25 protein-coding genes are annotated in these 25110 nt (G+C 66.6%); 17 read left to right on the top strand and 8 right to left on the bottom strand.

Annotated features, from left to right (window positions below):
- Positions 1-189: 189 nt before the first annotated feature.
- A complete protein-coding gene (locus ACODS2_RS04725; RefSeq protein WP_488997771.1) occupies positions 190-2298 on the bottom strand; it encodes a bifunctional rhamnulose-1-phosphate aldolase/short-chain dehydrogenase in 2109 nt (702 codons plus the stop codon).
- Between the two features lie 83 nt (positions 2299-2381).
- Between ACODS2_RS04725 and ACODS2_RS04720 the strand changes: the two genes are divergently transcribed.
- From ACODS2_RS04720 to ACODS2_RS04700, 5 genes are all read left to right on the top strand, one after another.
- Positions 2382-3767, top strand: a complete 1386-nt coding sequence (locus tag ACODS2_RS04720) for an FGGY-family carbohydrate kinase (RefSeq protein WP_488997770.1) — start codon at positions 2382-2384, stop codon at positions 3765-3767.
- Positions 3764-4912 carry an FMN-dependent L-lactate dehydrogenase LldD gene (gene lldD, locus ACODS2_RS04715; protein WP_488997769.1) on the top strand — a complete coding sequence of 383 codons (1149 nt, stop codon included), beginning with the start codon at positions 3764-3766 and terminating at the stop codon, positions 4910-4912. The genes ACODS2_RS04720 and lldD overlap by 4 nt, the downstream gene beginning before the upstream one ends.
- 149 nt (positions 4913-5061) lie before the next feature.
- Positions 5062-6303, top strand: a complete 1242-nt coding sequence (locus tag ACODS2_RS04710; RefSeq protein WP_488997768.1) for an MFS transporter — start codon at positions 5062-5064, stop codon at positions 6301-6303.
- Positions 6304-6326: 23 nt separating this feature from the next.
- On the top strand, positions 6327-7103 hold the full coding sequence (locus ACODS2_RS04705; RefSeq protein ID WP_488997767.1) for a DeoR/GlpR family DNA-binding transcription regulator: 777 nt from the start codon (positions 6327-6329) through the stop codon (positions 7101-7103).
- Between the two features lie 142 nt (positions 7104-7245).
- Complete coding sequence (locus ACODS2_RS04700; RefSeq protein WP_298171167.1) at positions 7246-7545, top strand: GIY-YIG nuclease family protein; 300 nt, start codon at positions 7246-7248, stop codon at positions 7543-7545.
- Positions 7546-7631: 86 nt separating this feature from the next.
- Here ACODS2_RS04700 and ACODS2_RS04695 read toward each other — a convergent pair whose 3' ends face one another.
- Entirely contained in the window at positions 7632-8672 is a 1041-nt protein-coding gene (locus ACODS2_RS04695; RefSeq protein ID WP_488997766.1) for an alcohol dehydrogenase family protein, read from the bottom strand.
- 160 nt (positions 8673-8832) lie between these two features.
- Positions 8833-9570 (bottom strand): SDR family NAD(P)-dependent oxidoreductase, encoded by a 738-nt coding sequence (locus tag ACODS2_RS04690; RefSeq protein ID WP_488997765.1) that lies wholly within the window; start codon positions 9568-9570, stop codon positions 8833-8835.
- Between the two features lie 206 nt (positions 9571-9776).
- Here ACODS2_RS04690 and ACODS2_RS04685 point away from each other — a divergent pair, with 206 nt between their 5' ends.
- A complete protein-coding gene (locus ACODS2_RS04685; protein ID WP_488997764.1) occupies positions 9777-10184 on the top strand; it encodes a histidine kinase in 408 nt (135 codons plus the stop codon).
- Positions 10185-10196: 12 nt separating this feature from the next.
- On the opposite strand, the gene queF is transcribed toward ACODS2_RS04685, so the two are convergent.
- Complete coding sequence (gene queF / locus ACODS2_RS04680; protein WP_488997763.1) at positions 10197-10658, bottom strand: preQ(1) synthase; 462 nt, start codon at positions 10656-10658, stop codon at positions 10197-10199.
- Positions 10659-11012: 354 nt separating this feature from the next.
- Here queF and sseA point away from each other — a divergent pair, with 354 nt between their 5' ends.
- The 4 genes from sseA (at position 11013) to ACODS2_RS04660 (ending at position 14932) form a co-directional block, all read left to right on the top strand.
- Positions 11013-11858 (top strand): 3-mercaptopyruvate sulfurtransferase, encoded by an 846-nt coding sequence (gene sseA, locus ACODS2_RS04675; RefSeq protein WP_488997762.1) that lies wholly within the window; start codon positions 11013-11015, stop codon positions 11856-11858.
- Positions 11859-12264: 406 nt separating this feature from the next.
- Positions 12265-13494, top strand: a complete 1230-nt coding sequence (metC, locus tag ACODS2_RS04670) for a cystathionine beta-lyase (RefSeq protein ID WP_488997761.1) — start codon at positions 12265-12267, stop codon at positions 13492-13494.
- The gene (locus ACODS2_RS04665) at positions 13491-14423 is read left to right on the top strand and encodes a mechanosensitive ion channel family protein (protein WP_488997760.1); all 933 of its coding nucleotides are present in this window, start codon (positions 13491-13493) and stop codon (positions 14421-14423) included. Before metC ends, ACODS2_RS04665 begins: the two co-directional genes overlap by 4 nt.
- 122 nt (positions 14424-14545) lie before the next feature.
- Entirely contained in the window at positions 14546-14932 is a 387-nt protein-coding gene (locus ACODS2_RS04660) for a RidA family protein (protein ID WP_488997759.1), read from the top strand.
- 114 nt (positions 14933-15046) lie between these two features.
- On the opposite strand, the gene ACODS2_RS04655 is transcribed toward ACODS2_RS04660, so the two are convergent.
- Positions 15047-15511, bottom strand: a complete 465-nt coding sequence (locus tag ACODS2_RS04655) for a DUF3237 domain-containing protein (protein ID WP_488997758.1) — start codon at positions 15509-15511, stop codon at positions 15047-15049.
- Positions 15512-15767: 256 nt separating this feature from the next.
- Between ACODS2_RS04655 and cobA the strand changes: the two genes are divergently transcribed.
- From cobA to ACODS2_RS04620, 7 genes are all read left to right on the top strand, one after another.
- The gene (gene cobA, locus ACODS2_RS04650; RefSeq protein WP_488997757.1) at positions 15768-16538 is read left to right on the top strand and encodes a uroporphyrinogen-III C-methyltransferase; all 771 of its coding nucleotides are present in this window, start codon (positions 15768-15770) and stop codon (positions 16536-16538) included.
- Entirely contained in the window at positions 16535-16831 is a 297-nt protein-coding gene (locus ACODS2_RS04645) for a DUF2849 domain-containing protein (RefSeq protein WP_488997756.1), read from the top strand. The genes cobA and ACODS2_RS04645 overlap by 4 nt, the downstream gene beginning before the upstream one ends.
- 2 nt (positions 16832-16833) lie before the next feature.
- Entirely contained in the window at positions 16834-18468 is a 1635-nt protein-coding gene (locus ACODS2_RS04640; protein ID WP_488997755.1) for a nitrite/sulfite reductase, read from the top strand.
- Positions 18461-18892, top strand: coding sequence for a DUF934 domain-containing protein (locus ACODS2_RS04635; RefSeq protein WP_488997754.1), 432 nt, complete (start codon positions 18461-18463; stop codon positions 18890-18892). The genes ACODS2_RS04640 and ACODS2_RS04635 overlap by 8 nt, the downstream gene beginning before the upstream one ends.
- Positions 18882-19688, top strand: a complete 807-nt coding sequence (locus tag ACODS2_RS04630; protein WP_488997753.1) for a phosphoadenylyl-sulfate reductase — start codon at positions 18882-18884, stop codon at positions 19686-19688. Before ACODS2_RS04635 ends, ACODS2_RS04630 begins: the two co-directional genes overlap by 11 nt.
- Positions 19689-19955: 267 nt before the next feature.
- Positions 19956-20306 (top strand): thiol-disulfide oxidoreductase DCC family protein, encoded by a 351-nt coding sequence (locus ACODS2_RS04625; RefSeq protein ID WP_488997752.1) that lies wholly within the window; start codon positions 19956-19958, stop codon positions 20304-20306.
- Complete coding sequence (locus ACODS2_RS04620; protein WP_488997751.1) at positions 20303-21658, top strand: ABC1 kinase family protein; 1356 nt, start codon at positions 20303-20305, stop codon at positions 21656-21658. Before ACODS2_RS04625 ends, ACODS2_RS04620 begins: the two co-directional genes overlap by 4 nt.
- On the opposite strand, the gene ACODS2_RS04615 is transcribed toward ACODS2_RS04620, so the two are convergent.
- The 3 genes from ACODS2_RS04615 to obgE all read right to left on the bottom strand — a co-directional run bounded on the left by ACODS2_RS04615 (position 21651) and on the right by obgE (position 24978).
- Positions 21651-22595, bottom strand: coding sequence for an SDR family oxidoreductase (locus ACODS2_RS04615; RefSeq protein ID WP_488997750.1), 945 nt, complete (start codon positions 22593-22595; stop codon positions 21651-21653). The two genes, ACODS2_RS04620 and ACODS2_RS04615, sit on opposite strands and share 8 nt — an antisense overlap.
- Positions 22592-23737, bottom strand: a complete 1146-nt coding sequence (gene proB, locus ACODS2_RS04610) for a glutamate 5-kinase (RefSeq protein ID WP_488997749.1) — start codon at positions 23735-23737, stop codon at positions 22592-22594. Before proB ends, ACODS2_RS04615 begins: the two co-directional genes overlap by 4 nt.
- 185 nt (positions 23738-23922) lie before the next feature.
- Positions 23923-24978, bottom strand: coding sequence for a GTPase ObgE (gene obgE, locus ACODS2_RS04605; RefSeq protein WP_298174130.1), 1056 nt, complete (start codon positions 24976-24978; stop codon positions 23923-23925).
- Positions 24979-25110 lie beyond the last annotated feature (132 nt).

The raw sequence follows: 25110 nt of genomic DNA, 5'->3' as shown, positions 1-25110 counted from the left end.
CGCTCTCTCTTTTTCCTTGTCACCCTGAACTTGTTTCAGGGTCCATTGTGCCACATGCGCCGTGCTGTCCGGGAAGCCGCAAACCGAGAGGCTTGGTTGTCGAACGCGGCGCTCCGCGTGGGCGGAAGGATGGACCCTGAAACAAGTTCAGGGTGACGAAGAGTTATATGAAACAGATGGTTGCGAGCATTACCGGGTGAACGCCTGGACGTTGCCCGCGTCAACATTGATCATGTTGCCGGTGGACTTGGCCGAAAGATCGGAGGCGAGCCAGGCGGCGGCTTCGGCGATATCCTCGGGCAGCACGTCGCGCTTCAGTAGCGATCGATTGCGGTAGTGGGCTTCGAGTTCCTCGCCCGCATCGACCTTGTTGGCGGCAGCGCGTTCCTTGCGCCAATCGCCGTCCCAGATGCGGCTGCCGCGGATGACTGCATCGGGGTTGACGATGTTGACGCGGATGCCAACGGGCGCGCCTTCCAAGGCAAGGCAGCGTGCGAGGTGGTTGGCAGCGGCCTTGGCCGAGGCATAGGCGGAGGCCCCGGCAGCGGCGGCTACGGCGTTCTTGGAGCCGATGAAGACGACCGACGAGCCGCCCTGCTCCTTCATGCGCTTGAGCAGCGGCCAAGCCGCACGGGCGGTGAGGAAATAGCCTTGCGCGAGGACATCGTGGTTGCGGTGCCAGAGGCTTAGCGTGGTTTCCTCGATGGTGGCCGAGCTGGCGATGCCCGCGTTGGCGACGAGCATGTCGAGCCCGCCGAATTCGCGCGCGCAAGTGGCGAAGGCCGCGGCGACCTGGGCTTCGTCGGTGACATCGCAAGTGGCCGTGCGGATCACATCCTTGCCGAACTGCTGCGCGAGGCCTTCGCGGGTGCTATCCAGCGCTTCGCCGTCGCGGTCTGCGAGCAGCACGCAGGCGCCTTCCCTGAGCAGGCGGACGGCGGTGGCGGCGCCGATCCCGCCGGCGCCGCCGGTGACGAGCGCGATGCGGCCGACCATCGGCTTGGGCGCGGGCATGCGCTGGAGCTTGGCTTCCTCGAGCAGCCAATACTCGATGTCGAAGGCTTCCTGTTCGTCGAGCGCGATGTAGTCGCCAATGGCCTCGGCCCCGCGCATGACATTGATCGCGTTGCCGTAGAATTCTCCGGCGAGGCGGGCGGTGGTCTTGTCGGTGGCGAAGGTGATGCGGCCCACGCCGGGGACGAGGACGACGACCGGGTTGGGATCGCGCATGGCAGGGGAATTGGGGCGTTTGCAGCGTTCGTAATAGGCGGCGTACATCGCGCGGTAATCGGCAAGCTGCTGCGCAAGATACGCGTCATCGGTCAGACGCGCGGGATCGAGGTCAAGCGGCGCGATCTTGGTGCGCAGGAAGTGATCGGGGCACGAGGTGCCGAGCGCGGCGAGGCGCTGGAAGTGGGCGCTGCCGGTGAATTCGAGGGCTTCGGCATCATCGGAGAAATGCCCCAGCTTGCGGCGCGCGCCGGTCATCAGGCCGCGCAGGCGGGGCATGAGATCGGCGGCGATGGCGGCGCGGTCCGGGTTCGGGGCAACGATCTGGCCGCCGAACGCGGGCTTTGCGGCGAGCGCCTGGTTGAGAAAGCGGGCGGCGTCCGCGATCAGGCTGATGGTGTGTTCGTAGGCGGCCTTCGCCGTATCGGCCCAGCAGATGATCCCGTGGCCGGCGAGCATGACGCCCTGCACATGCGGGTTCGCGCGGACATAGTCGCGCAGCATCACGCCGAGGGTGTAGCCGGGGCGCTTCCAGGGGAGCCAGCCGATCTTTCCGCTCCAGATTTCCTGCGTCGCCGCCTCCCCGCCCGAGCTTGCAGCGAGCGCGATGATCGCATCCGGGTGGACGTGATCGACGTGGGCGAAGGGCAGCAGCGAATGCAGCGGCGTATCGATGCTGGCGGCGCGGCCATTGAGGTTGAAGGTGCAGTGGGGGAGAAAGCCGACCATTGTGTCGTCGTCATCCGGGCCGCTGTAGTGCGCTTCGAGAGCGAGCAGCTTGTCCTGACAGAGCGTTGAAAAGCCATCGAGCTTCATCGAGCCGATATCGCCGCCCGAGCCTTTGACCCAGAGCACGGGGACTTGCGCGCCAGTGAGCGGATCGGTGCCGGTGAGCTTGGCCGAAGTGTTGCCGCCGCCGAAGTTTGTGACGGTAAGGTCGCTGCCAAGGAGGTTGGAGCGATAGAGGAGCAATTCCTCGGGGCTCAGCGTGGCGGCATGCGCATCGTCCCAGCGGCTGGTGGGCACGGCGAAGGGAATCGCGGGGCTTACGGGCGTATGGGCGTTCATGGCATCCTTCCGGCGGCAGTAATCGGGCTGCGCTTGATGGGTCTGCTAACATTTCTACTGGAAACGATCAATATTGATTGATAATGATCGTTTCAGACAAGGGGAGAGAGGCGCTGACAGGCGGCGCATTCATCGTGATCGATCTGGGCAAGACGCTGGCCAAGGTTTCCCTATGGGACCGGGCCGGGCGGCGGCTTGATGTGCGCACGCGGGCCAATGTAGCGGCAGGCGGCGCTCTCGATGTGACAGGAATTGCGGCGTGGCTGATCGAAGCGCTGGGTGCCTTTGCCGCGCATCCGGTGGAAGCGATCGTGCCTGTCGGCCATGGCGCGGGCGTGGCGGCGCTGCGGGACGGTGCGCTGGACTTTGCGCCACTGGACTATGAAGCGGCGATTCCGACAGACGCGATGGCGCGCTACCGGGCCGTGCGCGATCCCTTCGGCGTGACTGGCTCCCCTGCCCTGCCCCACGGGCTGAACCTTGGCGCGCAGCTGTGGTGGCTGGAGGAACAGGGTGCACTAGAGGGCGTGACACTGCTGCCTTGGGCGCAATACTGGGCGTGGTTTCTGAGCGGCGCGGCGGTGAGCGAGGTGAGCTCGCTGGGGTGCCATACCGATCTGTGGGCGCCGGCGGCGGGTGCATTTTCGCCGCTGGCGCAGCGCATGGGCTGGTCCGAGCGGTTTGCGCCGCTTGTGCGCGCAGGCGAAGTGGTGGGCACATTGAAGCCGGAAATTGCGGCGGCGACGGGGCTTTCGGGCCAAGTGAAGGTTCTGGCGGGCGTGCATGATTCCAACGCGGCGCTGCATGGCGCGCGCGGGTTTGCCGAAGTAGCGGATGGGGAAGCGACGGTTCTCTCTACTGGCACCTGGTTCGTTGCCATGCGGCGGGCGCAGGGGGCTGCGCCGGTGCTGCCCGAGGGGCGCGATTGTCTGGTAAACGTGGACGTTGAGGGCCGCGCGGTGCCTTCGGCCCGGTTCATGGGCGGACGGGAGATTGAAATCGCCGCTGGCGGCGCGGCGGTGGATGGTCCGGCGGAGCAGGCGGCGCTGCTGGCTGACGTACCGAGGGTGCTTGAGAGCGGCGCGATGCTGCTGCCGACCTTGGCGCCGGGCTGCGGGCCGTTTCCCGATTCAGTGGCGCGCTGGATTGCCGAGCCGGAAGACCGCCGCGCAGCCGCGTGCCTTTATGCGGCGTTGATAGTGGATGCCGCGATGGACCTGATCGGCGCGAAGCAGACGCTGCTGGTGGAGGGGCGGTTTGCCGGTGCCGAGGTTTTCGTGCGGGCGCTGGCGGCGCTGCGGCCCGAAAGCCGTGTCATGGTGGCGGACGGGCCGGCAGATGCGGCATTCGGCGCGCTGCGGCTGATTGATCCCGCACTGGCGCCCGCGGCGCGCTTGCGGCAGGTGGAGCCGCTGGCCGGCGATATCCTAGCCTATCGCGCGCGCTGGCTGCTGGAGACTACGCCGTGATCATCGCCAATATCGCCGATTTCCGTGAAGCCGCGCGGCGGCGGCTGCCGCACTTCCTGTTCGAATATCTCGATGGCGGCTCCTATGCGGAAGAGACGCTGCGGCGGAACGTGGCTGACCTTGCCGGGATCGCCCTGCGCCAGCGGGTGCTGGCCGATGTGGCGGATATCGATCTTTCGGCGGAGCTGTTTGGGCAGAAGCTGGCCATGCCGGTTGCGCTCGCGCCGATTGGTCTTGCGGGCATGAATGCGCGGCGCGGCGAGGTTCAGGCGGTGCGCGCGGCGGAGAAGGCCGGAGTGCCGTTCACGCTTTCGACCGTATCGGTATGCCCGTTGAGCGAAGTAGCCGCTGCGGCGAGCAAGCCCTTCTGGTTTCAGCTCTACATGATCCGCGACCGGGGCCATATGCGCGATCTGCTGGCCGAGGCGCGCGAGGCGCAGTGCTCGGCGCTGATCTTTACCGTGGACATGCCGGTGCCGGGAAGCCGCTACCGCGATGTGCGGTCTGGCCTTGCAGGCGCGTCCGGCCTGCTGGGCGATCTGCGCCGCACCGCGCAGGCTGCGATGCGGCCCGGCTGGGCGTGGGACGTGGGCCTCATGGGCCGTCCGCATCATCTGGGCAATATCGCGCCGGTGCTGAAGGGGCGGACGGGGCTGGAGGATTTCTTCGCGTGGATGCGGGCGAATTTCGATCCCGGCATCAACTGGCGCGACCTCGATTTCATCCGCAGCGAGTGGTCTGGGCCGCTGATCCTCAAGGGCATTCTCGATCCGCAGGACGCGCGGCAGGCCGCCGAAGTGGGCGCCGATGGCATTGTGGTTTCCAACCATGGCGGGCGGCAGCTGGACGGAGTGCTTTCGAGCGCGCGCGCCTTGCCGCCGATTGCCGATGCGGTGGGCGACCGGCTGACCGTGCTGGCGGATGGCGGCGTGCGCTCGGGGCTCGATGTGGTACGGCTGCTGGCGATGGGCGCCAAGGGTGTGCTGCTGGGCCGCGCGTGGGCCTTCGCTCTCGCCGCCGGGGGCGAGGCCGGGGTTTCGAAAATGCTGGCGCTGATCGAAGCGGAAATGCGCGTGGCGATGGCGCTGACGGGGGTGACGCGGGTGCGCGATATCGGCCGGGACAATTTGGCATGTTGGGATTGAACTCCTCAATACGTTCTCGTCGGCCCGTGCTCGACACGGGCCTGGGCTTTCTTGGGCGGCCAAGTCTAGCCAAGCCCCGTGTCAAGCACGGGGCGACGGGGATTTTTTACGCTGAGCGTCGGTTCGAGATGACGCATGGGAGAGAGTAGTTGACGGCACCTTCGCACCACTGGCGTGACACGATTCTGGCGGGGCTGGCCAACTATATCGACGCGGGCTCGATCGTAGCGGGATCGGTGGCGCTGGCCTTGTGGCAGGAGCATTACCACCTCTCGCCGGGGTTTCTGGGCCTGCTCGGCGCGTTTGGGCCGAATGCGATCGGTGCGGGCCTAGGGGCACTGGTGGGTGGCATTCTGTGCGACCGGCTGGGGCGCAAGACGATCTACCAGTGGGACATGCTGATCTATGCTGCGGGCATGGCGCTTCTGGTGTTTGCCGTCGCGCCGTGGATGATCGTGGCGGGGTTCCTGATCGTGGGTCTGGCGGTGGGCGCAGATATTCCGGCCTCGTGGTCCTTGATTGCAGAGGGTGCGCCGGACGGGCAGCGGGCGCGGCATTCGGGCATGGCGCAAGTGCTGTGGTATCTGGGGCCAGTCGTCGTCTTGCTGATGAGCCTCGCGCTGACAGGCCTTGGCGAACTGGGCGCGCGGATCGTGTTTGCGCACCTTTTGGTGATCGCGCTGGGTCTGACGTTCCTGCGTTCGCGCATGGCGGAATCGGTGCGGTGGACGGAGGCGCAGGCCTCTGGCGAGAAGCGGCCGCCGATTTCCTCGCTGTTCAAGGGCAAGCATCTCGGCTCGATCCTCGGGCTTGTCGGCATGTATGGCTTCTGGAACCTTTGGGCGGGGACCAACGGGTTCTTCTTCCCTTATATCCTGCGCACGGTAGGCGCGGCGACGCAGGCGCAGGCGGTGGGCATTCAGGCGCTGTCGTTCGCCATCGGCATGGCCTCCATCGGGTTGGTGTTCATGCCGCTGGCGGACCGGGTGAACCAGCGCACGCTGTTTGCGATTTCGGCGGTGATTCAAGTCGTGGGCATGGGGCTGCTAGCGGTGTTTCCGCTGACCATCCCGGTGGCGCTGCTCTACGTGTTCCTGCTGCAATTTGGCGGCGGGTTTGGCGCGCAGAGCTTTTTCCAGCTTTGGAGCGCGGAGCAGTTTCCCACCATGCTGCGCTCGACCGCGCAGGGCATATGCTTTGCCGTGGTGCGGGTGAGCCTTGGCGTATTCAGCTTTTTCGTGCCGCTGCTGACGGCGACAGGCTTTACCACGCTGGCGCTGATCCTGACGGGGTTCCTCATCGTTTCGGGCGTGATCGGCTACGCTTGGGCACCCCGCAACGAAGGCAAAAGCCTTGAACAACTCGAGGCCGAGCGGCATGACGGTTTCTGATTGGAAGTAATCAGGGGACGAATGTGCACGCGGCAGAGCGCGAGAAGGTGATCGTCGAGGCGATGCAGGGCACCGGCTTTGTCACCTATCGCGAACTGGAGGCCATGCTCGATGCCTCGCCCGCGACGATCCGGCGCGATCTGGCGCGGCTGGAAGAGGCAGGCCTGATCGTGCGCGTGCATGGCGGGGCGAAGCTGGCGGAAGGGCAACGCGCGCCGGTGCTGCAGCTGGCAGGCACGCCGTTTGACCAATCGATCAACCGCAACATGGCAGCAAAGCGCGCCATCGGCGCGGCGGCGGCGGCGCTGTGCGAGCCGGGCGAAGGCGTGATGATCGACGGCGGCACGACCACCTTGCAGATGTGCCCGCATCTGGCGGGCCTTGGCCTGCAGGTGCTGACCAATTCGCTCCACATCGTGAACGCGCTGCTGAGCCAGGCCGGCACGCGCATTCTGGTGCCTTCGGGCACGGTGTTTCGCGAACAGAACATCATTCTGGCCGCAGCGGGCGAGGAATCGATGCCGCGCTTCCACGCGCCCAAACTGTTCATGGGCGCAGCTTCAGTGGGGCCGCAGGGGGTGATGCAACAGGATGTTGTGCTGGTGGCAGCGGAGCGGCGGCTGATCGACCGGGCCGAGCAGGTGATCCTACTGGTGGATTCGGGGAAGTTCGCTTCGGGCTCGGGCACCATCGTGTGCGGGCTGGATGAGGTGGATGTGCTGGTGACCGACGCGGGGATCGCGCCGGAACATGCGGCGATGGTGCGCGCGGCGGGGGTTGAGTTGGTGGTGGCGGGGTAGTGTCTGGCCGCTCTGGATTGCTTCGCTCCGCTCGCAATGACGAAGTTTGGGGGACGGCCGTTGGGGTGGGAGATGCTTCGACTTTGGTTCCAGCCCTACCTTCGTCATTGCGAGGAGCGCAGCGACGAAGCAATCCAGAGCGATGCAGCGCGACTTCCAGCCAGCGGTCTACATCATGGCCTCGCAGCGCAACGGGACGACGTATGTCGGCGTGACCAGCAATCTGCCGCAACGTGTCTGGCAGCACCGGGAAGCGATGGTTGCAGGCTTCACCAAACGGCACGGGTGCAAGACGCTGGTTTGGTACGAACTTCATGCGACGATGGAACATGCAATTGAGCGCGAGAAGCAGCTCAAGGGTGGATCGCGGCGGCGCAAGCTCGCGCTGATCGAGGCGGGAAATCCGGCATGGCGGGATTTGTTTGCGGAGATTTGCGCTTAGGTTTGGCGTTGCGTTTATCTGCTCTGGATTGCTTCGTCACTGCGCTCCTCGCAATGACGAAGGTGGGTTACGCGGCGGACGTTGGGTCAATCCGGCGTCAACACCATCTTCAGCGCCCCTGCCTCGCGCGCTTCGAACAGGCGGTAGGCTTCTGCGCCTTCGCTCAGCGGCATCCGGTGGGTGATCGTGCGTTCGGGCTTCAGGCGGCCGGACTGGACGAGCGGGAACAGCGCGGGCAGTTCCTCAGGCACCGAGCAAGTGCCGATGCGGAAGGTGAGGCCTGCTGCAAAGGCGCGTTCCAAGGGGAAGGCGAAGCGGCGTGATTGCTGGACCCCGATGACCGAGACGGTGCCGCGCGGGCGCACCAGCCGCAGCGCGAAATCGACCGTGGCGTCGCTGCCGACGACTTCGACCACGCAATCGAGCTTGCGGCCTTTGGTGTCGGCCTTGATGCGTTCGAGCGCTTCGTCCGGGTGGAGGGTGATTGCGCCCGATGCTTCGGCCATGGCGCGGCGTTCGGGGATCGGGTCGATCGCGTAGACCACATGCGCGCCCATGACCCAGGCGCTTTCGACCGCCATGAGGCCGATGGGGCCGAGGCCGATCACCGCGACCGAACTGCCGGGCCGGATATCGGCCTGCCGCGCGCCGAACCAGGCGGTGGCGAGCGCGTCGGTCATCATCAGCGCCTGATCTTCGCTCACGCCTTCCGGGATGGGGACGGCGTTCATGTCTGCCGCGGGGACGCGCACGGCTTCGGCTTGCGAGCCTTGCAGGCGGGCGGAGAGGCCATAGCAGGCAAGCGCGCCGTTTTCGCAGGTGTGGACGAGGCCGGACAGGCACGAGCGGCAGCGGCCGCAGCCGACCGCGGCGGGGAGCATGACGAGATCGCCCACCTTCACGCGCTGGACCGCGCTGCCGACTTCGACCACTTCGCCCACCGCTTCGTGGCCGACGCAAAAGCCCACGTCCTCCGAGAAGCCGTGGCCGTGGTAGATGTGAAGGTCTGACCCGCAGATCGAGCAGGCGGTGACGCGCACGACGGCATCGGCGAGGGACTGGGGCGCGGGATCGTCCATGCTTTCATAGCGGACATCGCGCGCGCCGTAATAGCGCAGGGCTTTCATGCGCAGAGACCTTTTCGTGCTTTCGCCCCACCATACCGCGACCAATCCCGCTCATGCTGAGCTTGTCGAAGCATGCGGGCGCAGCGTTTGCGGCAAACACCCTTCGACAGGCTCAGGGTGAGCGGAGTGGGGGCGGCGGGGAAGTGCATTGGACTGTGATTCACAGTGTGAGCCCCCCATCGACGATCAAGGTCTGCCCTGTCACATAGGCGGCGAGCGGGCTGGCGAGGAAGAGGACGGCGCCTGCCATGTCTTCCGGCGTGCCGAGGCGGCCTTGCGGGATGCGGGCGAGCGAGCCGGCGAGGCGTTCGGGGTGCTGGGTGGTCACTTTGGTGAGCTTGGTATCGACGAGGCCGGGGGCGATGCCGTTCACGCGGATGCCGTCCCCAGCCCAGGCATTGCCGAGCGTGCGGGTGAGGCTGACCGCGCCCGCCTTGGATGCGGCATAGGCGGGGTTGCCGACATTGGCGCCGAAACCGGCGACCGAGCTGACCGTGATGAGGCTGCCTCTGGTTTCAGCCAATTGCGGTTTGAACTTGCGCGCGCAGTTCATCAGGCTGTCGAGGTTGACGGCCATGACCTTGTCCCAGCCGGCCTGCTCGAACTCGCCGCGCTTGTAGACGACGGTGCCTTGCGAAAGGACGAGGACGTCGAGGCTATCGAAGGGCATGGGCGCGGCTTCGATGGCGGCGGGATCGCCGACATCCACGCTGGTGTAGCCGAGGCCGGTGAGATCGGAGCCTTCGGCGGGATCGTAATCATCTGCCCGCGCGCGCGTGCCCCAGACATGCACGGCCGCGCCGCGCTGGCGGAAGGCATGGGCGACGCCATTGCCGATGCCGCTCGATCCGCCGACGACGAGGACCTTGCGGCCGGTAAAATCGGTATCACCCTTCATGTGCATGCTCTCTCCCGGGGCGGCCTGATGTGCCGGCGCCCTCCTTGCGCGTCCTTTTCGGCAGGGAGCGCGGCGGGCGCAAGAGGCTGTGCCGTTCGTTCAGCAAAGTAGTCCTGAACCTGAACGAAAGCCAACGGCGCATTCAGGCTCATGCCAAGGCGAATCAGGCAGAACGTGTTCATCGGCACCAGTGAAGGGGTAGTACGATGAAGACGATGACGAAGGTCCTTGCCACAGCACTTGCACTTGGCAGCGCAGTGGCCATCAGCGGTACGGCGAGCGCGCATGACTGGCGCGGGAATGGCTGGGGCTATGCGCAGCCTTATGGCGGCGGCTGGTCTGGTGATCGCGGCGATTCCGGCGGCACCTGCTCGGGCCAGCGCGGCTATCGGCTGGAGCGCGAACTGCGCTTCAAGACCAGCCGCGGCCTGATCGATTACCGCGCGGCGCAGCGCATCCAGCGGGAAATCGACCGGCTGCAGTGGAAGGAACAGCACGAATGCGCCGAAGGCGATTGGCGCGCGGTGGACAGGATCGGCCGGGACTACGCGCGGATCGATCGCTGGATCGACGAAGAAGCGGGGCGCTATCGCGGCGGTTACTGGGGGCGCTGAGCCGCCCCCGGCTCAGCCCCGGCCGCGATAGGAGGCGACCCCCTGATCGGGCACCCACAGCCCGGCGGGGGGCGCATCCGATTGCCAGAACACGTCGATCGGAATGCCGCCGCGCGGATACCAGTAGCCGCCGATGCGTAGCCACCTGGGGTGCATTTCGGCAAAGAGGCGCTGGCCGATGCCGACGGTGACGTCTTCGTGGAAGCCGGCATGGTTCCGGAATGCGCCGAGGAACAGCTTGAGCGACTTCGATTCCACGATCGTCTCGCCCGGCGCGTAATCGATCACGAGATGCGCGAAATCGGGCTGCCCGGTGACCGGGCAGAGCGAAGTGAATTCGGGCGCGGCAAAGCGCACGAGGAACAGCGAGCCGGCGCGCGGATTGGGCACGTAATCGAGCACGGCCGCTTCGGGCGAAGCGGGCAGGCTGCTCGACTGGCCGAGGTGGAGGGGGGTGGCGCCGATATCGGTCATGACGGGTCCTTTCTTGCGCCCGCGCCTTTGGACCCGGGCGGGCGCGGGAGCAAGCGGGCTGTCAGAAGGGGAAAGGGGTTTCTCGCAGAGGCGCAGAGGAGAAGGAAGAGCGTAGAGAGGCTGTGCTGCCAGTCGGCGGCAAAACTCAACAGGCAGCGCACGATATAGCCAGCGGCTTCGCCGCTATCCGCCACCCCCCTGCGGTCTCTGCTTCCTTTCTGCTCTTTGCGAGAAACCGTCCGGCAAGGAACGGCGGATTCGCCCCATTTTTGGCGTGACGGCAGCGGGGCGCGCGACTAGTCTCACCCTCAAGGACCCGCAGAGACGGGCCGCATGCAGGACGGAGCTGACCCCATGGATTCCCTGGTCTCGACCCAGTGGCTCGCCAGCGAGCTGGGCGCGAGCGATCTGCGCATCGTTGATGCCAGCGCCTTTCTGCCCGAGCACGGACGCAATCCGCTGCTGGAATACGAGGCGTGCCATATTCCTGGCGCGGTGTTCATGAACCTTGCGGAACTGACCGACCCTGCCCGGCCGGGGATGAACATGCTCCCCAGCGCCGAGCGCTTTGCCAGCCGGATGCAGAGCCTTGGGCTTGGTGATGGCAGCCGCATCGTGATCTATGACGACAGCCCGATCCGTTCGGCCACGCGCGCGTGGTTCATGCTGACGATGTTCGGCGCGACCAACGTGGCGTTGCTCGATGGCGGGATCGCCAAGTGGAAGGCGGAAGGCCGCAAATGCGCGCAAGGGCGCGAAACGCTGCGGCACCGGCACTTCACCGTGTGGAGCGATGACCGCACCGTGCGCAGCAAAGAAGACGTGCTGGCGAACCTGAGCAGCGGGCGCGAACTGGTGATCGATGCGCGCGGGCCGGGGCGGTTCACCGGCGAAGTGGCCGAAGTGAAGCCGGGGCTTGCCAGCGGACACATTCCGGGCGCGCGCAATGTCTATTACGCCAGCCTGTTTCGCCCGGATGGCACGTGGAAGAGCCCGGGCGACATCCGGGATGTGTTCGAGGCGGCCGGCGTGGACCTCACCCGCCCGATCATTACCAGCTGCGGTTCGGGCGTCACCGCCAACGTGCTGATCTTCGCGCTGCACCTCATCGGCAAGGATGATGTGGCGCTCTATGACGGCAGTTGGAGCGAATGGGGCGCGGATCCCGAGACGCCGAAGGAGACGGGGGCGGCGCGCTAGGGGCATCTCCGGAAAGGGTCCGTTTCCAACCGTTCTCTGCTTTGCAAGCCGTCTGGCGCGTGGCAGTTTTGTAAGCGGAGTGGAAAGTCGGGCTTTGCCAAGTGCTTTCCCCCAAACTTGTGTGGGAAGTCCGGCCTGGCTGTGAGTGCTTCCCCCGACTGTGTGGGGAGGCCCGGCAATGCTGTGTGCCTTCCCCCGATCCTCTGTTCGATTTTGGCCCCCTCTTGGGCCTGGTTCAGGAACCTGCCTCGCACTTCCCTTCCCCGCTCATCCTGAGCTTGTCGAAGGGTGTTGGTGCAGCCGCTTCGACAGGCTCAGCATGAGCGGGCTTTGGCTTTGGCGCAGGTCTGGGTTTGGGTTGGACTGCGTGATTCCCTTTCTCCGCAAATCCCCCTAAGACCGGCGCATGGCGGAACATGACAGCGAACACCATGGCACCGGCACGCGGCTGGTCGGCGCAGGTCGGCGGGCGGAGTGGACGGGCACGGCGGACCATCCCGGTGCGGTGGTCAATCCGCCGGTCTACCGGGCGAGCACGCATCTCTATCCCGATATGGCGGCGCTGAGGGCGCATCCGGCGAATGAGGACGGCAGGTTCTACTATGGCCGCCGGGGCGCGCCGACGCAGTGGGCCTTGGCCGAGGCATTGACGGCGCTGGAGCCAGGAGCCGAGGGCACGGTGCTCTATCCTTCCGGCGTAGCGGCGATCATGGGCGCGCTGCTGACAGTGCTGCGGCCGGGCGATGTGCTGCTGATGATCGACAATGCCTATGAGCCGAGCCGGGCCATGGGGCGCGGCCTCCTCAAGGATTTCGGCGTGGAAACGCGCTGGTTCGATGCCAGCGATCCGGCGGCGTTCGAGGCGGCGATCTGCCCGCGCACCAAGGCGGTGCTGCTGGAATCGCCGGGGAGCCTGACCATCGAAGTCTGCGATGTGCCCGCGCTTTCCGCCATCGCCAAGGCGCATGGGCTGACCGTGGTGCTCGACAACACCTGGGCCTCGCCATTGGGCTTTCCGGCGCTGGAGCGCGGGGCGGACATTGCGATCATGAGCCTGACCAAGCATGTCGGCGGGCATTCCGACGTGATGATGGGCAGCGCGAGCGCGGGGCCGGAATGGCACAGGAAGCTGCGCGTGCGGGCACAGGGGCTGGGCAATGTCGTCTCGCCCGATGATGCCGCGCTGATGCTGCGGGGGCTGCGCACGATGGGCCTGCGGCTGACGCAGGAGACGGCCTCGGCACTGGCGATTGCGCAGTGGCTGGAAGGGCGGCCCGAGGTGGCAAAGGTGCTCTGCCCGATGCTGCCGGGATCGCCCGGGCATGACCTGTGGAAGCGCGATTTCACCGGTGGCTGCGGGCTGTTCAGCTTCGTGCTCGAGGGCGGAACCTCCGCAGCGCGCGACGCGCTGATCGATGCGCTGGCGCTGTTCGGCATCGGCTTCTCGTGGGGCGGGTTCGAGAGCCTGGCCACCCCGGTCGATCCCGCGCCGATCCGCACTGCAAGCCCCTGGCCGCTGCCGGGGCTGGACGAGGGCGACCGCTTTGGTGTGCGGCTTTCGATTGGCCTTGAGGATACGGCCGACCTGATCGCCGATCTGGAACGCGCGCTGGGCGTATGGAGTGCGGCGGCATGAGCGAGTGGACCAAGCTGCGCCGCACGATCACGGAATGGGCCGCCTCGCTCGACGATGTCGGCTTCGACGTGGGCCGCACGCATATCTCGCTGTTCAACGCGGTTTGGATGATCGTCGTCGTCGTGCTCGTGATCGCGTTCGGCCGCGTGGCCGGCCGGGTCGGGCGGCGCATGGTGCGGAGCATGAAGGGCCTCGACGGGACGCAGCGCGCGCTCGGCGAGAAGCTGATGACGGTGACCGTGTGGACCATCGCGGTGCTTGTCGGCATTGATGCAGTGGGGATCAATCTCACCACCCTGACGGTGTTTTCGGGCGCCTTCGGCCTCGCGGTCGGCTTTGGCCTGCAGAAGACCTTCGGCAACCTGATCGCAGGCGTGATCCTCCTCATGGACCGCTCGATCAAGCCGGGCGACGTCATCGCGGTGACCGACACCAAGGGCAGCACCTTCGGCGAAGTCAGCCGCATCGGCGTGCGCGCGGTTTCGGTGACGACGCGCGACAACCGCGAGATCCTGATCCCGAACGAAATCCTGATGACCACGCAAGTGGAGAACTGGTCGTACTCCTCGCGCATGGTCGGGATCACGATTCCGGTGAACGTGGCCTACGGCAGCGATCTGGAGCTTGCCGAAAAGCTGCTGCTGGAAGCGGCGCTGACGGTGCCGCGCGTGCTGAAGGACCCGGAGCCTTCGATCCTGCTCGATGCGTTCGGGCCGAGCGCGATCCAGCTGCTGATCTATATCTCGATCGACGACCCGGAAAACGGCGTGGGCAATGTGCGTTCGGATGTGCTGAAGGCGGCGTGGCACGCGCTGAAGGACAGCAGCGTGAGCATCCCCCTGCCGCAATCGGACGTGACGCTGCGGGATTCGGATGGGCTGCGGGTGTTGGCCGAGGCACTGGCTCGGCGCGGACCTGACAATCCGTAGCAGATCGGACACATCTGACCTTGCCCCACTGACGAGGCCCCACCTATCCTTCCGGCCAGCGCGAGCCTGCGGCTGCGGCATGCACAGGCCATTGTGACTAAAGGATAATCAAGGAGATCGTCATGGAAGTGATCACGCACAATCCCACTGAAGGCGTCTATGCGACGGGCGGCGACTGGGTTCACGCCATCGAGGTGCGCGGGCCGCAGCGTCTGCTGTTCATCAGCGGAACGATGGGCCTGCGCCCCGATTTCTCCGCACCGCCCACGCTCGAGGAACAGCTGGACTGCGTCTGGAACAACCTGCGCGCCATTCTGGCGAGCGCGGGCATGACAACCGACAATCTGGTGCGGCTGACCAGCTACCTACGCGACGCGAGCTATGCCGACGCCAATGCGGCCGCCCGCCTCGCCGCATTGGGCGAGCACCGCATTCCGACCACCGCCATCGTGGCACAGACGCTGACCGACGACTGGCTGGTCGAGATCGAGGCCATTGCGGCGGCATGACGAGCCGATGGGACAGGGCTTGAGGCTCCTCGCCAAGTCGGGGGAGGCCCCAGATGGGGGTGCGCGGTGTGCCTTGTTGAGAGGAATGTTATAGGCAGGGCTGACTGAAGCGCGTCAGCCCGCCGCTCCCCTTGCCGGACGGTAGACGCGGTATTCGATCCCGAGCCCTGGCAGGACGCGGCCTTCGCCGACGAAGAACGTCGTGTTGACCCAGCTATAGCGCGGGTCCCCGGTTTCGATCCTCGGGTTGGTGCAGAAATACTGATCGCTGAATTCGGTGCCGGTGCCGTTCTCGATGGCGCCCATGACGGCGGCATTCATTTCGAGCAGGCCGAAATACTGCACATAGAGAAAGGCACCATCAGGGGTTTCGACCTGGGCGCGGACATCGACCCGGAGATAGCCATCAGGCCCGATCAGCGCCCACTCGCCGCCACCGCGGATGGTGCCATTCAGGCGCTCGCCGACCACCTCGCCGCCGTCGATCTCGTAATACATGCGCGTGCCGATGGGGCCTGCGCCAATAGGCAGGGGTGGCTTCAGACCGGCTCTGAAAGTGAACTCGTGCACCAGTTCCATTCGGCTTCTCCCCCTTTTGCTGTTTGGGCGCATTAAGACCCGTTCGAACGGTGAAGACAAGGTATTCTGGGAGGTCTGGCTTTGCCGCTTGCCCACCCCCGACCCCTCCCGCTTGCGGGAGGGGAGATTGGTAGCGCTGGTACTCCCCTCCCGCTTGCGGGAGGGGTTGGGGGTGGGCCACGCGCTAAAGCTCACCTAGCCGCCCCCCTAGCTTTCCTCGCTGGCGATTGCTGAGGCGAACGACCATCTGGCGCCCATGGACAATGCGCCCAAAAGAATCGGAACCGTCTACCTCGTAGGCGCAGGCCCGGGTGATCCGGACCTTTTGACGCTGCGTGCAGCGCGGCTGCTCGCTTGTGCGGAACTGGTCGTGCATGACGGGCTGGTCGATCCGGCGATCATGGCGATGGTCCCCGAAGACGCGCGGCTGGTTTCGGTCGCCAAGAGCCGGGCGCGGCACACGATGCAGCAGGACGATATCAATGCGCTGCTGGTGCGTGAGGCGCTGGCCGGGCACGATGTCGTGCGGCTGAAGGGCGGCGATCCGTTCATCTTCGGGCGCGGCGGGGAAGAGGCCGAGGCCTGCCATGCCGCCGGGGTTCCGGTTCAGGTCGTGCCGGGCGTGAGCGCGGCGATGGGCGCGGCGGCGGCGGCGCAAATTCCGCTGACGCACCGCGAGAACGCTTCGATTGTCAGCTTCGTGGCGGGCCAGTGCAAGGGCCTCGCCGATCAGAACTGGGCTGGGTTGGCCGGTGTCGGCCGCACGCTGGTGATCTACATGGGTGTCGCCACGAGCGATGCGATTGCCGAGAAGCTGATGGCCGATGGCCTCGCGCCTGACATGCCGGTGGCCGTGATCGAGAACGCGGCACGGCCCACGATGCGCGTGCTGCGCGGGGCGCTGGCGGGGCTTGGCGCGCTGGTCGCCGAGGAGAAGGTGAAGAGCCCTGCCCTCATCGTGATCGGCGAAGTGACCGCGCGTGAGCGCACACAGGACCTTTTGAAGATAGCGGAGACCGCTGCGTGAAGATTTTGACGGGGAATGATCTGGCATCCGGCGATGTCGTCTGGTGGGACGGCAAGGGCTGGTCGCGCGATGTGAACGATGCGGTGGACGTGGGCGATCAGGACGCAGCGATCCTCGCCGCCGAGGAAGCCGCGCAGCGCGTGAACGCAAGCTATGCGATTGCCGCCACCCGCACCGCCGAGGGCGTCCGCCCCGCGCATATCAAGGACCGCATCCGGGCGCTCGGCCCGACCGTGCGGCTCGACCTCTCGCTCAAGCCGGGTGATCCCGATGCTGCCAGGCAGGTGATCTGAACATGTACCAGTATGACGAATACGATCAGGCCATGGTCGATGCCCGCGTGGAGGAATTCCGCGGGCAAGTGGCGCGGCGCATGGCGGGTGAGATCACCGAGGACCAATTCAAGCCGCTGCGGCTGAAGAACGGGCTCTACCTCCAGCTCCACGCCTACATGCTGCGTGTCGCCATTCCCTATGGCACGCTGAACGGTCGCCAGATGCGGCTGCTGGGCGATATCGCCGACAAGTATGACCGCGGCTACGGCCACTTCACCACGCGGCAGAACATCCAGTACAACTGGATCAAGCTCGAAGACACGCCGCAGATCCTCGCCGATCTCGCGACGGTGGAGATGCATGCGATCCAGACGAGCGGCAACTGCATCCGCAACATCAGCTCCGACCACTTTGCCGGGGCGGCTGCGGACGAGCTGGTCGATCCGCGCCCTTATGCCGAGCTGCTGCGCCAGTGGTCGAGCTTCCATCCGGAGTTCGATTACCTGCCGCGCAAGTTCAAGATCGCGGTGATCGCGAGCGATACCGACCGCGCGGCGATGCGGCTGCACGATATCGGCATCCAGATCGTGACGAACGAAGCCGGCGAGATCGGCGCGCGCTTCCATGTGGGCGGCGGTATGGGGCGCACGCCGATGATTGCCCCGGTGATCCGCGAGTTCGTGCCTGCGCTGCAGATGGTGAGCTACGCCGAGGCGTGCCTTCGCGTCTACAACCGCTACGGCCGGCGCGACAACAAGTACAAGGCGCGGATCAAGATCCTCGTCCACGAGATCGGCGCGGACGAATACCGCCGCCAGGTGGAGGAAGAGTTCGCGCATATCCTCACCCTGGGGCTGGAACCGCCGCAGGCCGAGTTCGAGCGGATTGCGGCGTTCTTTGCCGATCCCGGCCTCGAGAGCGGGCTGGCCGATGGCTATGACCGCAGCGATCCGGACTTTGCCGTGTGGGCAGATCAGAACACCGCCGCGCACAAGCAGGCGGGCTACAAGGCGGTCGTCATCAGCCTCAAGCCTGCGGGCGGCATTCCGGGCGATGCCACGGCAGACCAGATCCGCCTGATGGCCGAGCTGGCGGAGGCCTACAGCCTCGACGAACTGCGCGTGACGCACACGCAGAACATCGTGCTACCGCATGTGAAGCAGAGCGACCTCTATGCGCTGTGGCAGAAGCTTGATGCGGCCGGCCTTGCGACCGCAAACCTCGACCTCATCGGCGATATCATCGCCTGCCCGGGCCTCGATTACTGCAGCCTCGCGAATGCGCGCTCGATCCCGCTGGCGCAGAAGATCTCGGCGCGATTTGCCTCGCCGGAGCGGCAGCAGACGCTGGGCGAGCTCAAGCTCAAGATTTCGGGCTGCATCAACGCCTGCGGGCACCACCATGCGGGCCACATCGGCATCCTCGGCGTCGACAAGAAAGGCACCGAAAACTACCAGCTGCTGTTCGGTGGTTCGGAAGCGGCGGATACTTCGCTCGCACAGATCATCGGCCCCGGCTTCAGCGAGGACGGGATCGTCGACGCGATCGAGACCGCGACCGACGTGTACCTGAAGGCGCGCGCCGAGGGCGAGCGCTTCATCGATACCTACCGCCGCATCGGCGCTGCGCCGTTCAAGGAGGCGATCTATGGTTGAGTCGTTGCTGCGCCTGCGTGTTGACGGGGCATCCGGTGCGCCCGTGCTGTCGCTCGCGGACTTTCTCGCTTCCGATAACGCGGCTGCCGTGCGCATCGAGCCGGGCGAGGATGCCCGCGCACTGGTGCCGCATCTTTCGCGCCTCGCGCTCGTCGAAGTGAGCTTCCCGGCCTATGGCGACGGGCGCGGCTATAGCTCGGCCCGCATTCTGCGCGAGGCGGGTTATAGTGGCGAACTGCGGGCGGTGGGTGATGTGTTGCTCGATCAGCTGAGCCATATGAAGCGCTGCGGATTCGACGGTTTTGCGCCCGCCAAGCCGATTGCGCCCGAAGCCGCGCAGCAGGCCTTCGCGACCTGGCCCGATGTTTATCAGAAGACGGTGGACGGCCGCTCGCCCATCTGGGCCAAGCGCCATGGCCTCTAAAGAGACGCGCCAGATTGACCGGCTTTCGACCGGGCCGCGCTTCACCGAAAGTGACGCGATCCGGCTGAACAACCTGTTTCGCGGCACGGATACGCCCGAAATGCTGCGCAGCGTCCTCAAGGATCGGCTGATCGGCGATGTCGCGGTCGTCTCCAGCTTCGGCGCGGAAAGCGCGGTGCTGCTGCATCTGATCGCTCAGGTGGACCCGTCGATCCCGGTGATCTTCCTCGAAACGCACAAGCATTTCCCGGAAACGATCGCCTATCGCGACACGCTGGTGGCCCATCTCGGGCTCACGAACCTCCTGATCGTCGAGCCGGACATGGAGCAGGTCGGCAAGAAGGACGAGAACGGTCTGCGCTGGTCGTGGGACCCGGATGGCTGCTGCGATATCCGCAAGGTGCAGCCGCTGGCCCGCGCGCTCCTGTCGTTCGATGCCTCGATCAGCGGGCGCAAGGGCTTTCAATCCGCCACGCGCAGCGGCCTCCCCCGCTTCGAGATAGACCGCACCGATGCGGAAGGGCGGCTGAAGTTCAATCCGCTCGCCTCGTGGACCTCCGAGGACCTTGAGGCCTACATGGTGGCGCACGATTTGCCGCGCCATCCGCTGGTGGCGCAGGGCTATCCCTCGATCGGCTGCGCCCCCTGCACCAGCAAGGTCGCCGCCGGAGAAGATCCGCGTTCAGGCCGTTGGAAGGGCTGGGACAAGGTGGAGTGCGGCATCCATGTGCCCGGTTCGCCGGACAGCACCGCAACCGATGGCGAGCTGCCGCCGGGGTATGATCCGGCGTTTTGAGGGGCTGCACGACCCGCCATCCCCAGCCCCCTACCCCGCTCACCCTGAGCTCATCCTGAGCCTGTCGAAGGGCGAAGGGTGCTGGCGCGGCGGTTGCGCCAGATGCTTCGACAAGCTCAGCATGAGCGGAAGTGGGTCTGGGGTTGGGCATCCATTCAGCCTTCGTCATTGCGGGGAGCGCAATGACGAAGGGGGTAGGGTACGGGGCGGTTTCCCTCACCAATGAGCACCTTGCCCGCGCATGCCAGCAGGGCCTAGGCGCGGGGCATGTCCCCTGCCCCCCTCACCGTCTGGTTTGACGGCGCTTGCCCGCTCTGCACGCGCGAGATCGCGCTGATGCGGTGGCTGGACCGTGCGGGGCGGATCGACTTTGTCGATGTGGCTGAGCCGGGCGCGAGCTGCCCGATTGATCCGGCGCTGTTGCTGGCGCGGTTCCATGCGCGCGAGGAAGGCGTTCTGCTGAGCGGCGCGGCAGCGTTTGCGGCGATGTGGCGGGCGATTCCGCTGCTGCGGCCGCTGGGGCTGCTGGCCCGCAATCCTCAGGTTCTGCGCGGGCTCGAATGGGCTTACATTGGGTTCCTCCGGGTCCGCCCCGCTTTGCAAAGGCTCGCACGATGAGTGATGACCGCTACCGCAAGGTTCCCACCAGCCGCCTCTCGCGCTTCTCCGCGTTCGGCCAGCTGGCGGGCGGCGTCGCGGGCGGGGTGATCGCCGAAGGGGCCAAGCGCCTTGCGCGCGGCGAGCGGCCGGCCATGTCGGACCTGCTGCTGACCCCAGCCAACGCCACGCGCGTGACCGAGCAGCTTTCCCGGCTGCGCGGCGCGGCGATGAAGCTGGGCCAGATGATCTCGCTCGATGCGGGCGATCTGCTGCCGCAGGAACTGACCGCGATCCTCGCCAGGCTGCGCGATGCGGCGCACTTCATGCCGCCCAAGCAGCTGCAAACGGTGCTCGCCGCCGCATGGGCGCCGGACTGGCGGCGGCGTTTCGCCCGCTTCGAGGCGACACCGATTGCCGCCGCTTCGATCGGGCAGGTCCACCGCGCGGTGATGCACGATGGGCGCACGGTGGCGGTGAAGGTGCAATATCCGGGGATCGCCGCGAGCATCGACGCCGATATCGACAACGTGGCGACCTTGCTGCGCGTTTCCGGCCTGCTGCCCAAGTCGCTCGATATCACGCCGCTGCTGGCGGAGGCGAAGCGGCAGCTCCACGAGGAAGCGGACTACTTGCGCGAGGCCGAACAGATGCGCCGCTATGGCGCGATGCTGGCGGGCGAGGCGCAGTTCGTGGTCCCTGCGCCGGTGGACGAGCTGACCGGCCCCGGCGTGCTGACGATGGACTTCATCGCCGCAAAGCCCATCGATACCCTGGCCGATGCCCCGCAGGATGTGCGCGACCGGGTGATGGGCGCGATGCTCGATCTGGTGCTGCGCGAGCTGTTCGAATTCGGCTTCATGCAGACCGACCCCAACTTCGCCAACTACCGCTGGCAGCCCGAGACAGGCCGCGTGGTGCTGCTCGATTTCGGCGCTGCACGGGGGGTTCCGGAGGAAACGCAAGCCGCCTATGCGCGGATGATGCAGGCGGGCCTCGATGGCGATCCGGCAGAACTCAAGCGGCGCATCTGCGAGGTGGGCTTTGCCTCCGAAGAGCAGATGGCGCGGCATGGTGCGGCCTTCGAAGGCGTGATCGGGGTGATCCTGGAGCACGTCAACAAGGCGGAGATCTTCGACTTTGCCGACCGCAGCTTCGTGGCCCGCTTACGCGATTTCGGCGAGCCGGTGGCGCAGGACCGCGACACCTGGCACCTACCGCCGATGGATACGCTGTTCGTGCAGCGCAAAGTGAGCGGTACCGCGCTGCTGGCGGTGCGGATGAAGGCGCGGCTGCCGCTGCAGGCGATGGTCGCGGCGCGGCTGGCCGGGCTCCAGCCGAAGCCTGCGGAGCCAGCCGAAGCGGCTATTTGAGCCAGCCCGCCTCGCGGTACCATGCCGCGGTGGCGTGCAGTCCTTCGCGCGTATCGATGCGCGGATGCCAAAGGCTGCGGGGCGGCTGGGCGCCCTCCCCCACGGTCCAGTCCGGATGGCAGATATAGCGCGCGCGGTCGGGCGTCAGCTTGGCATTGCTGCCGCGAAACAGGCGGTCGGCGCGGGCGGCGAGGCCCACCATGCGCGGCGACAGTGACAGCGGGCGGATCGGCTTGTCGCGCCCGGTCCCGGCATTGGCCGCCGCGCCGATAGCCTGCGCGAGGCGGACATGGGTCCAGCCGCCGGGTTCGCCATCATCGGGCTCGAACACCTGGTGCGTGGCCTCTTCGCTGCTGGGGAGCAGCGCGAGCAGCAGTTCGGCAAGATCGGCGACATGGATCACCGAAAGTCGCCCCGGCGGCGGCAGCGGCACGATGCCGCGGCGTGCGAGGCGGAACAGCTCGAGCATTTCGGTATCGCGCGGGCCGAACACGGCGGGCGGGCGCACCACCGTCCAATCGAGGCCCGAGGCGCGCACCAGCCGTTCGCCGCGCAGCTTGGAAGCGCCGTAGATCGACAGCTGCGGTTCGCGCGCAGCGAGCGAGGAGACGTGGATCATCCGCCCCACGCCCATTTCGTGCGCGGCCTCGATCACGCGCAAGGTCCCTTGGACATTGCCTTCCTCGAAACCCGCTGGATCGGGCGTATTGACCACCCCGGCGATGTGGATCACCGCGCTGGCGCCCTCCATCAGGCGCTTCAACGCATCCTTGTCCGCCAGATCGCCGAGGGTCCATTCCACGCCGCCGCGGAGGCGCTGCTTGCGCCGGGTGAGCGCGCGGACATCGATGTGGTGGCGACCGGCGGACAGCAGCACCGCCTGCCCGACAAACCCGGTCGCGCCCGTAACTGCAACAAGATCGCCCTTGCTGCTCACAGCATCACCAGCTGATCGCGGTGGATCAGCGCCGAGCGCGGGGCGTAGCCGAGCAGCGCTTCGTGGTCCGCCGAAGGATGGCCCATCAGCGCGGCGCATTCCGCCGCGTCATATTCGCTGAGGCCGCGCGCGAGGACTGTGCCATCGGGGCCGTGGACGGCAATGGCATCGCCGCGCACGAAGGTGCCTTCCACCGCCGTCACTCCGGCGGCAAGCAGGCTGGAGCCGCGTGCGAGGGCGGCAGCAGCGCCCGCATCGACCGTGATCGCGCCCTTCATGCGCAGCTTGCCGCCAAGCCATGCCTTGCGCGCGCGGGCCTTGCGCCCAGAGCGTTGGGGCGGACAAAACAGGGTGCCGCGTTCCTCGCCGAGGGCTGCGGCGATGGGGCTATCAGGGCGGCCATCGATTATCGCGAGCGCAATGCCGGCAAGGCCCGCAATCTCGGCGGCCTGCAGCTTGGAGGTCATCCCGCCCGAGCCGAGGCCGGAGGAGGAGCCGCCGGTCGCCATGGCGTGGATTTCCGGGGTAACGCCGCGCACCACGGGCACACGCACCGCGCCTTCGAGGCGGGGGTCACGATCGTAAAGCCCATCGATGTCCGAGAGCAGCAGCACCGCACTGGCGCCTGCCGCCTGCCCGACGCGGGCGGCGAGGCGGTCGTTGTCGCCGAAGCGGATTTCCTCGGTGGCGACGGTGTCGTTCTCGTTGATCACTGGCACCGCGCCCGATGCGAGCAGCGTGCCGAGCGTGGCGGTGACGTTGAGATAGCGGCGGCGATCTTCGAGATCCTCAAGCGTGAGCAGCACTTGCGCCGCGATCAGGCCATGCGCGGCGAGCAGTTCGGCCCAGAGCCCCGCGAGCGCGATCTGGCCGACAGCGGCGGCGGCCTGCGCATCGGCGAGGCTCCCCCGCCCGCCGCGCGCGAGGCCAAGCTTGCGCGCGCCGAGCGCAATCGCGCCCGAGGACACGACGATGACATCCTGCCCCCGCGCCCGGGCAGCGGCAATTTCCGCCACCAGCAGCGTGAGCCAAGCCCGACGCGGCGCGCCATCCTTGCCAACGAGCAGCGCCGAGCCGACCTTGATGACAAGGCGCGGGGTCTCGAAGGCGTCAGTCAGCTGGGCGAGGTAGTCAATTGACATGGTGGCCGCCGCTTAGGGGAAATGCGGCGGCGCGTGAAGGGGTTGGGTGGGGAGTGTCCTCCGCGCCCATCACTTCGTCATTGCGAGCGAAGCGAAGCAATCCAGAGCGGTGTGTGTGACGCTCTGGATTGCATCGCTGCGCTCGCGGGTGACGAGAAACGGCGAGATTGTAAGTCTGGCCCGCCTCAGATCGGCGACCAGGGTTTCTGGTCTTCCGCGTCCTCGACCTCGCCATCGGGGCGTTCGGTGGCGGTGGCAGCGGGGAGGTGCTCGAGGACGGCGTCGAGCAGAGCGTTCATGCCCTTGCCGGTCGCGCCCGAGATCGGGAACACGCGCTTTGCCCCGGCGGCGCGGAGTTCGGCGCGGAAGGCCTTTACGAGTTCGGCATCGACAGTGTCGATCTTGTTGAGCGCGATGAGGCGCGGCTTGTCTTCAAGACCGCCGCCATAAGCTTCGAGCTCTTCCTCGACGATGCGCAGCGCCTCGGCGGGATCGGTGCCGTTGATATCGATGAGGTGGATCAGCACGCGGCAGCGTTCGATGTGGCCGAGGAAGCGGTCGCCCACCCCGGCCCCTTCGGCGGCGCCGGCGATGAGGCCGGGAATATCGGCCAGCACGAATTCGCGATTGCGATGGCGCACCACGCCGAGTTGCGGGCGCAAGGTGGTGAAAGCGTAGTCCCCCACCTTGGCCTTGGTGTTGGTGATCTGGTTGATGAAGGTGGACTTGCCGGCATTGGGCAGGCCGACAAGGCCCGCATCGGCGAGCAGCTTCAGCCGCAGCCAGACGTACATTTCCTGCCCGGGCCAGCCGGGGCCGACCTGGCGCGGGGCGCGGTTGGTGGAGGACTTGAAGGAGAGGTTGCCGCGCCCGCCATCGCCGCCGCGCAGCAGGACGGCGCGCATGCCCGGCTCGGTGAGATCGAGCAGCACCGTCTCGCCGTCCTCGTCGATCACCTGCGTGCCGACGGGGACCTTGACGACAAGATCCTCGCCGCCCGCGCCGGTGCGATTCTTGCCCGCGCCGCCGCCGCCGCGCGGGGCCTTGAAATGCTGGGTGTAGCGAAAGTCGATCAGGGTGTTGAGGCCGCTGATCGCCTCGAAGATGATATCCCCGCCCTTGCCGCCATTGCCGCCATCGGGGCCGCCATATTCGACATACTTCTCGCGCCGGAAGCTGACCGCGCCGGGACCGCCCGCGCCGGAGCGAATGAAGATCTTGGCCTGGTCGAGAAAATGCATGGAGGGTTACTAGCAGAAAGAGGGGGAAATGTCCCGACCCGCTGGCGGTCAAGACCAGTATGCCGGAAATCGGGTTCAGGCCGCGCCGAGAATGGTGCCGTTCGAGAACCGGCGCGCAGCGACCATTCAGGT

This window comes from Novosphingobium sp. FG137, assembly GCF_057809735.1.
The sequence above is the reverse complement of the archived record's forward strand: the minus strand, read 5'-3'. Positions and strand labels throughout refer to the sequence as shown.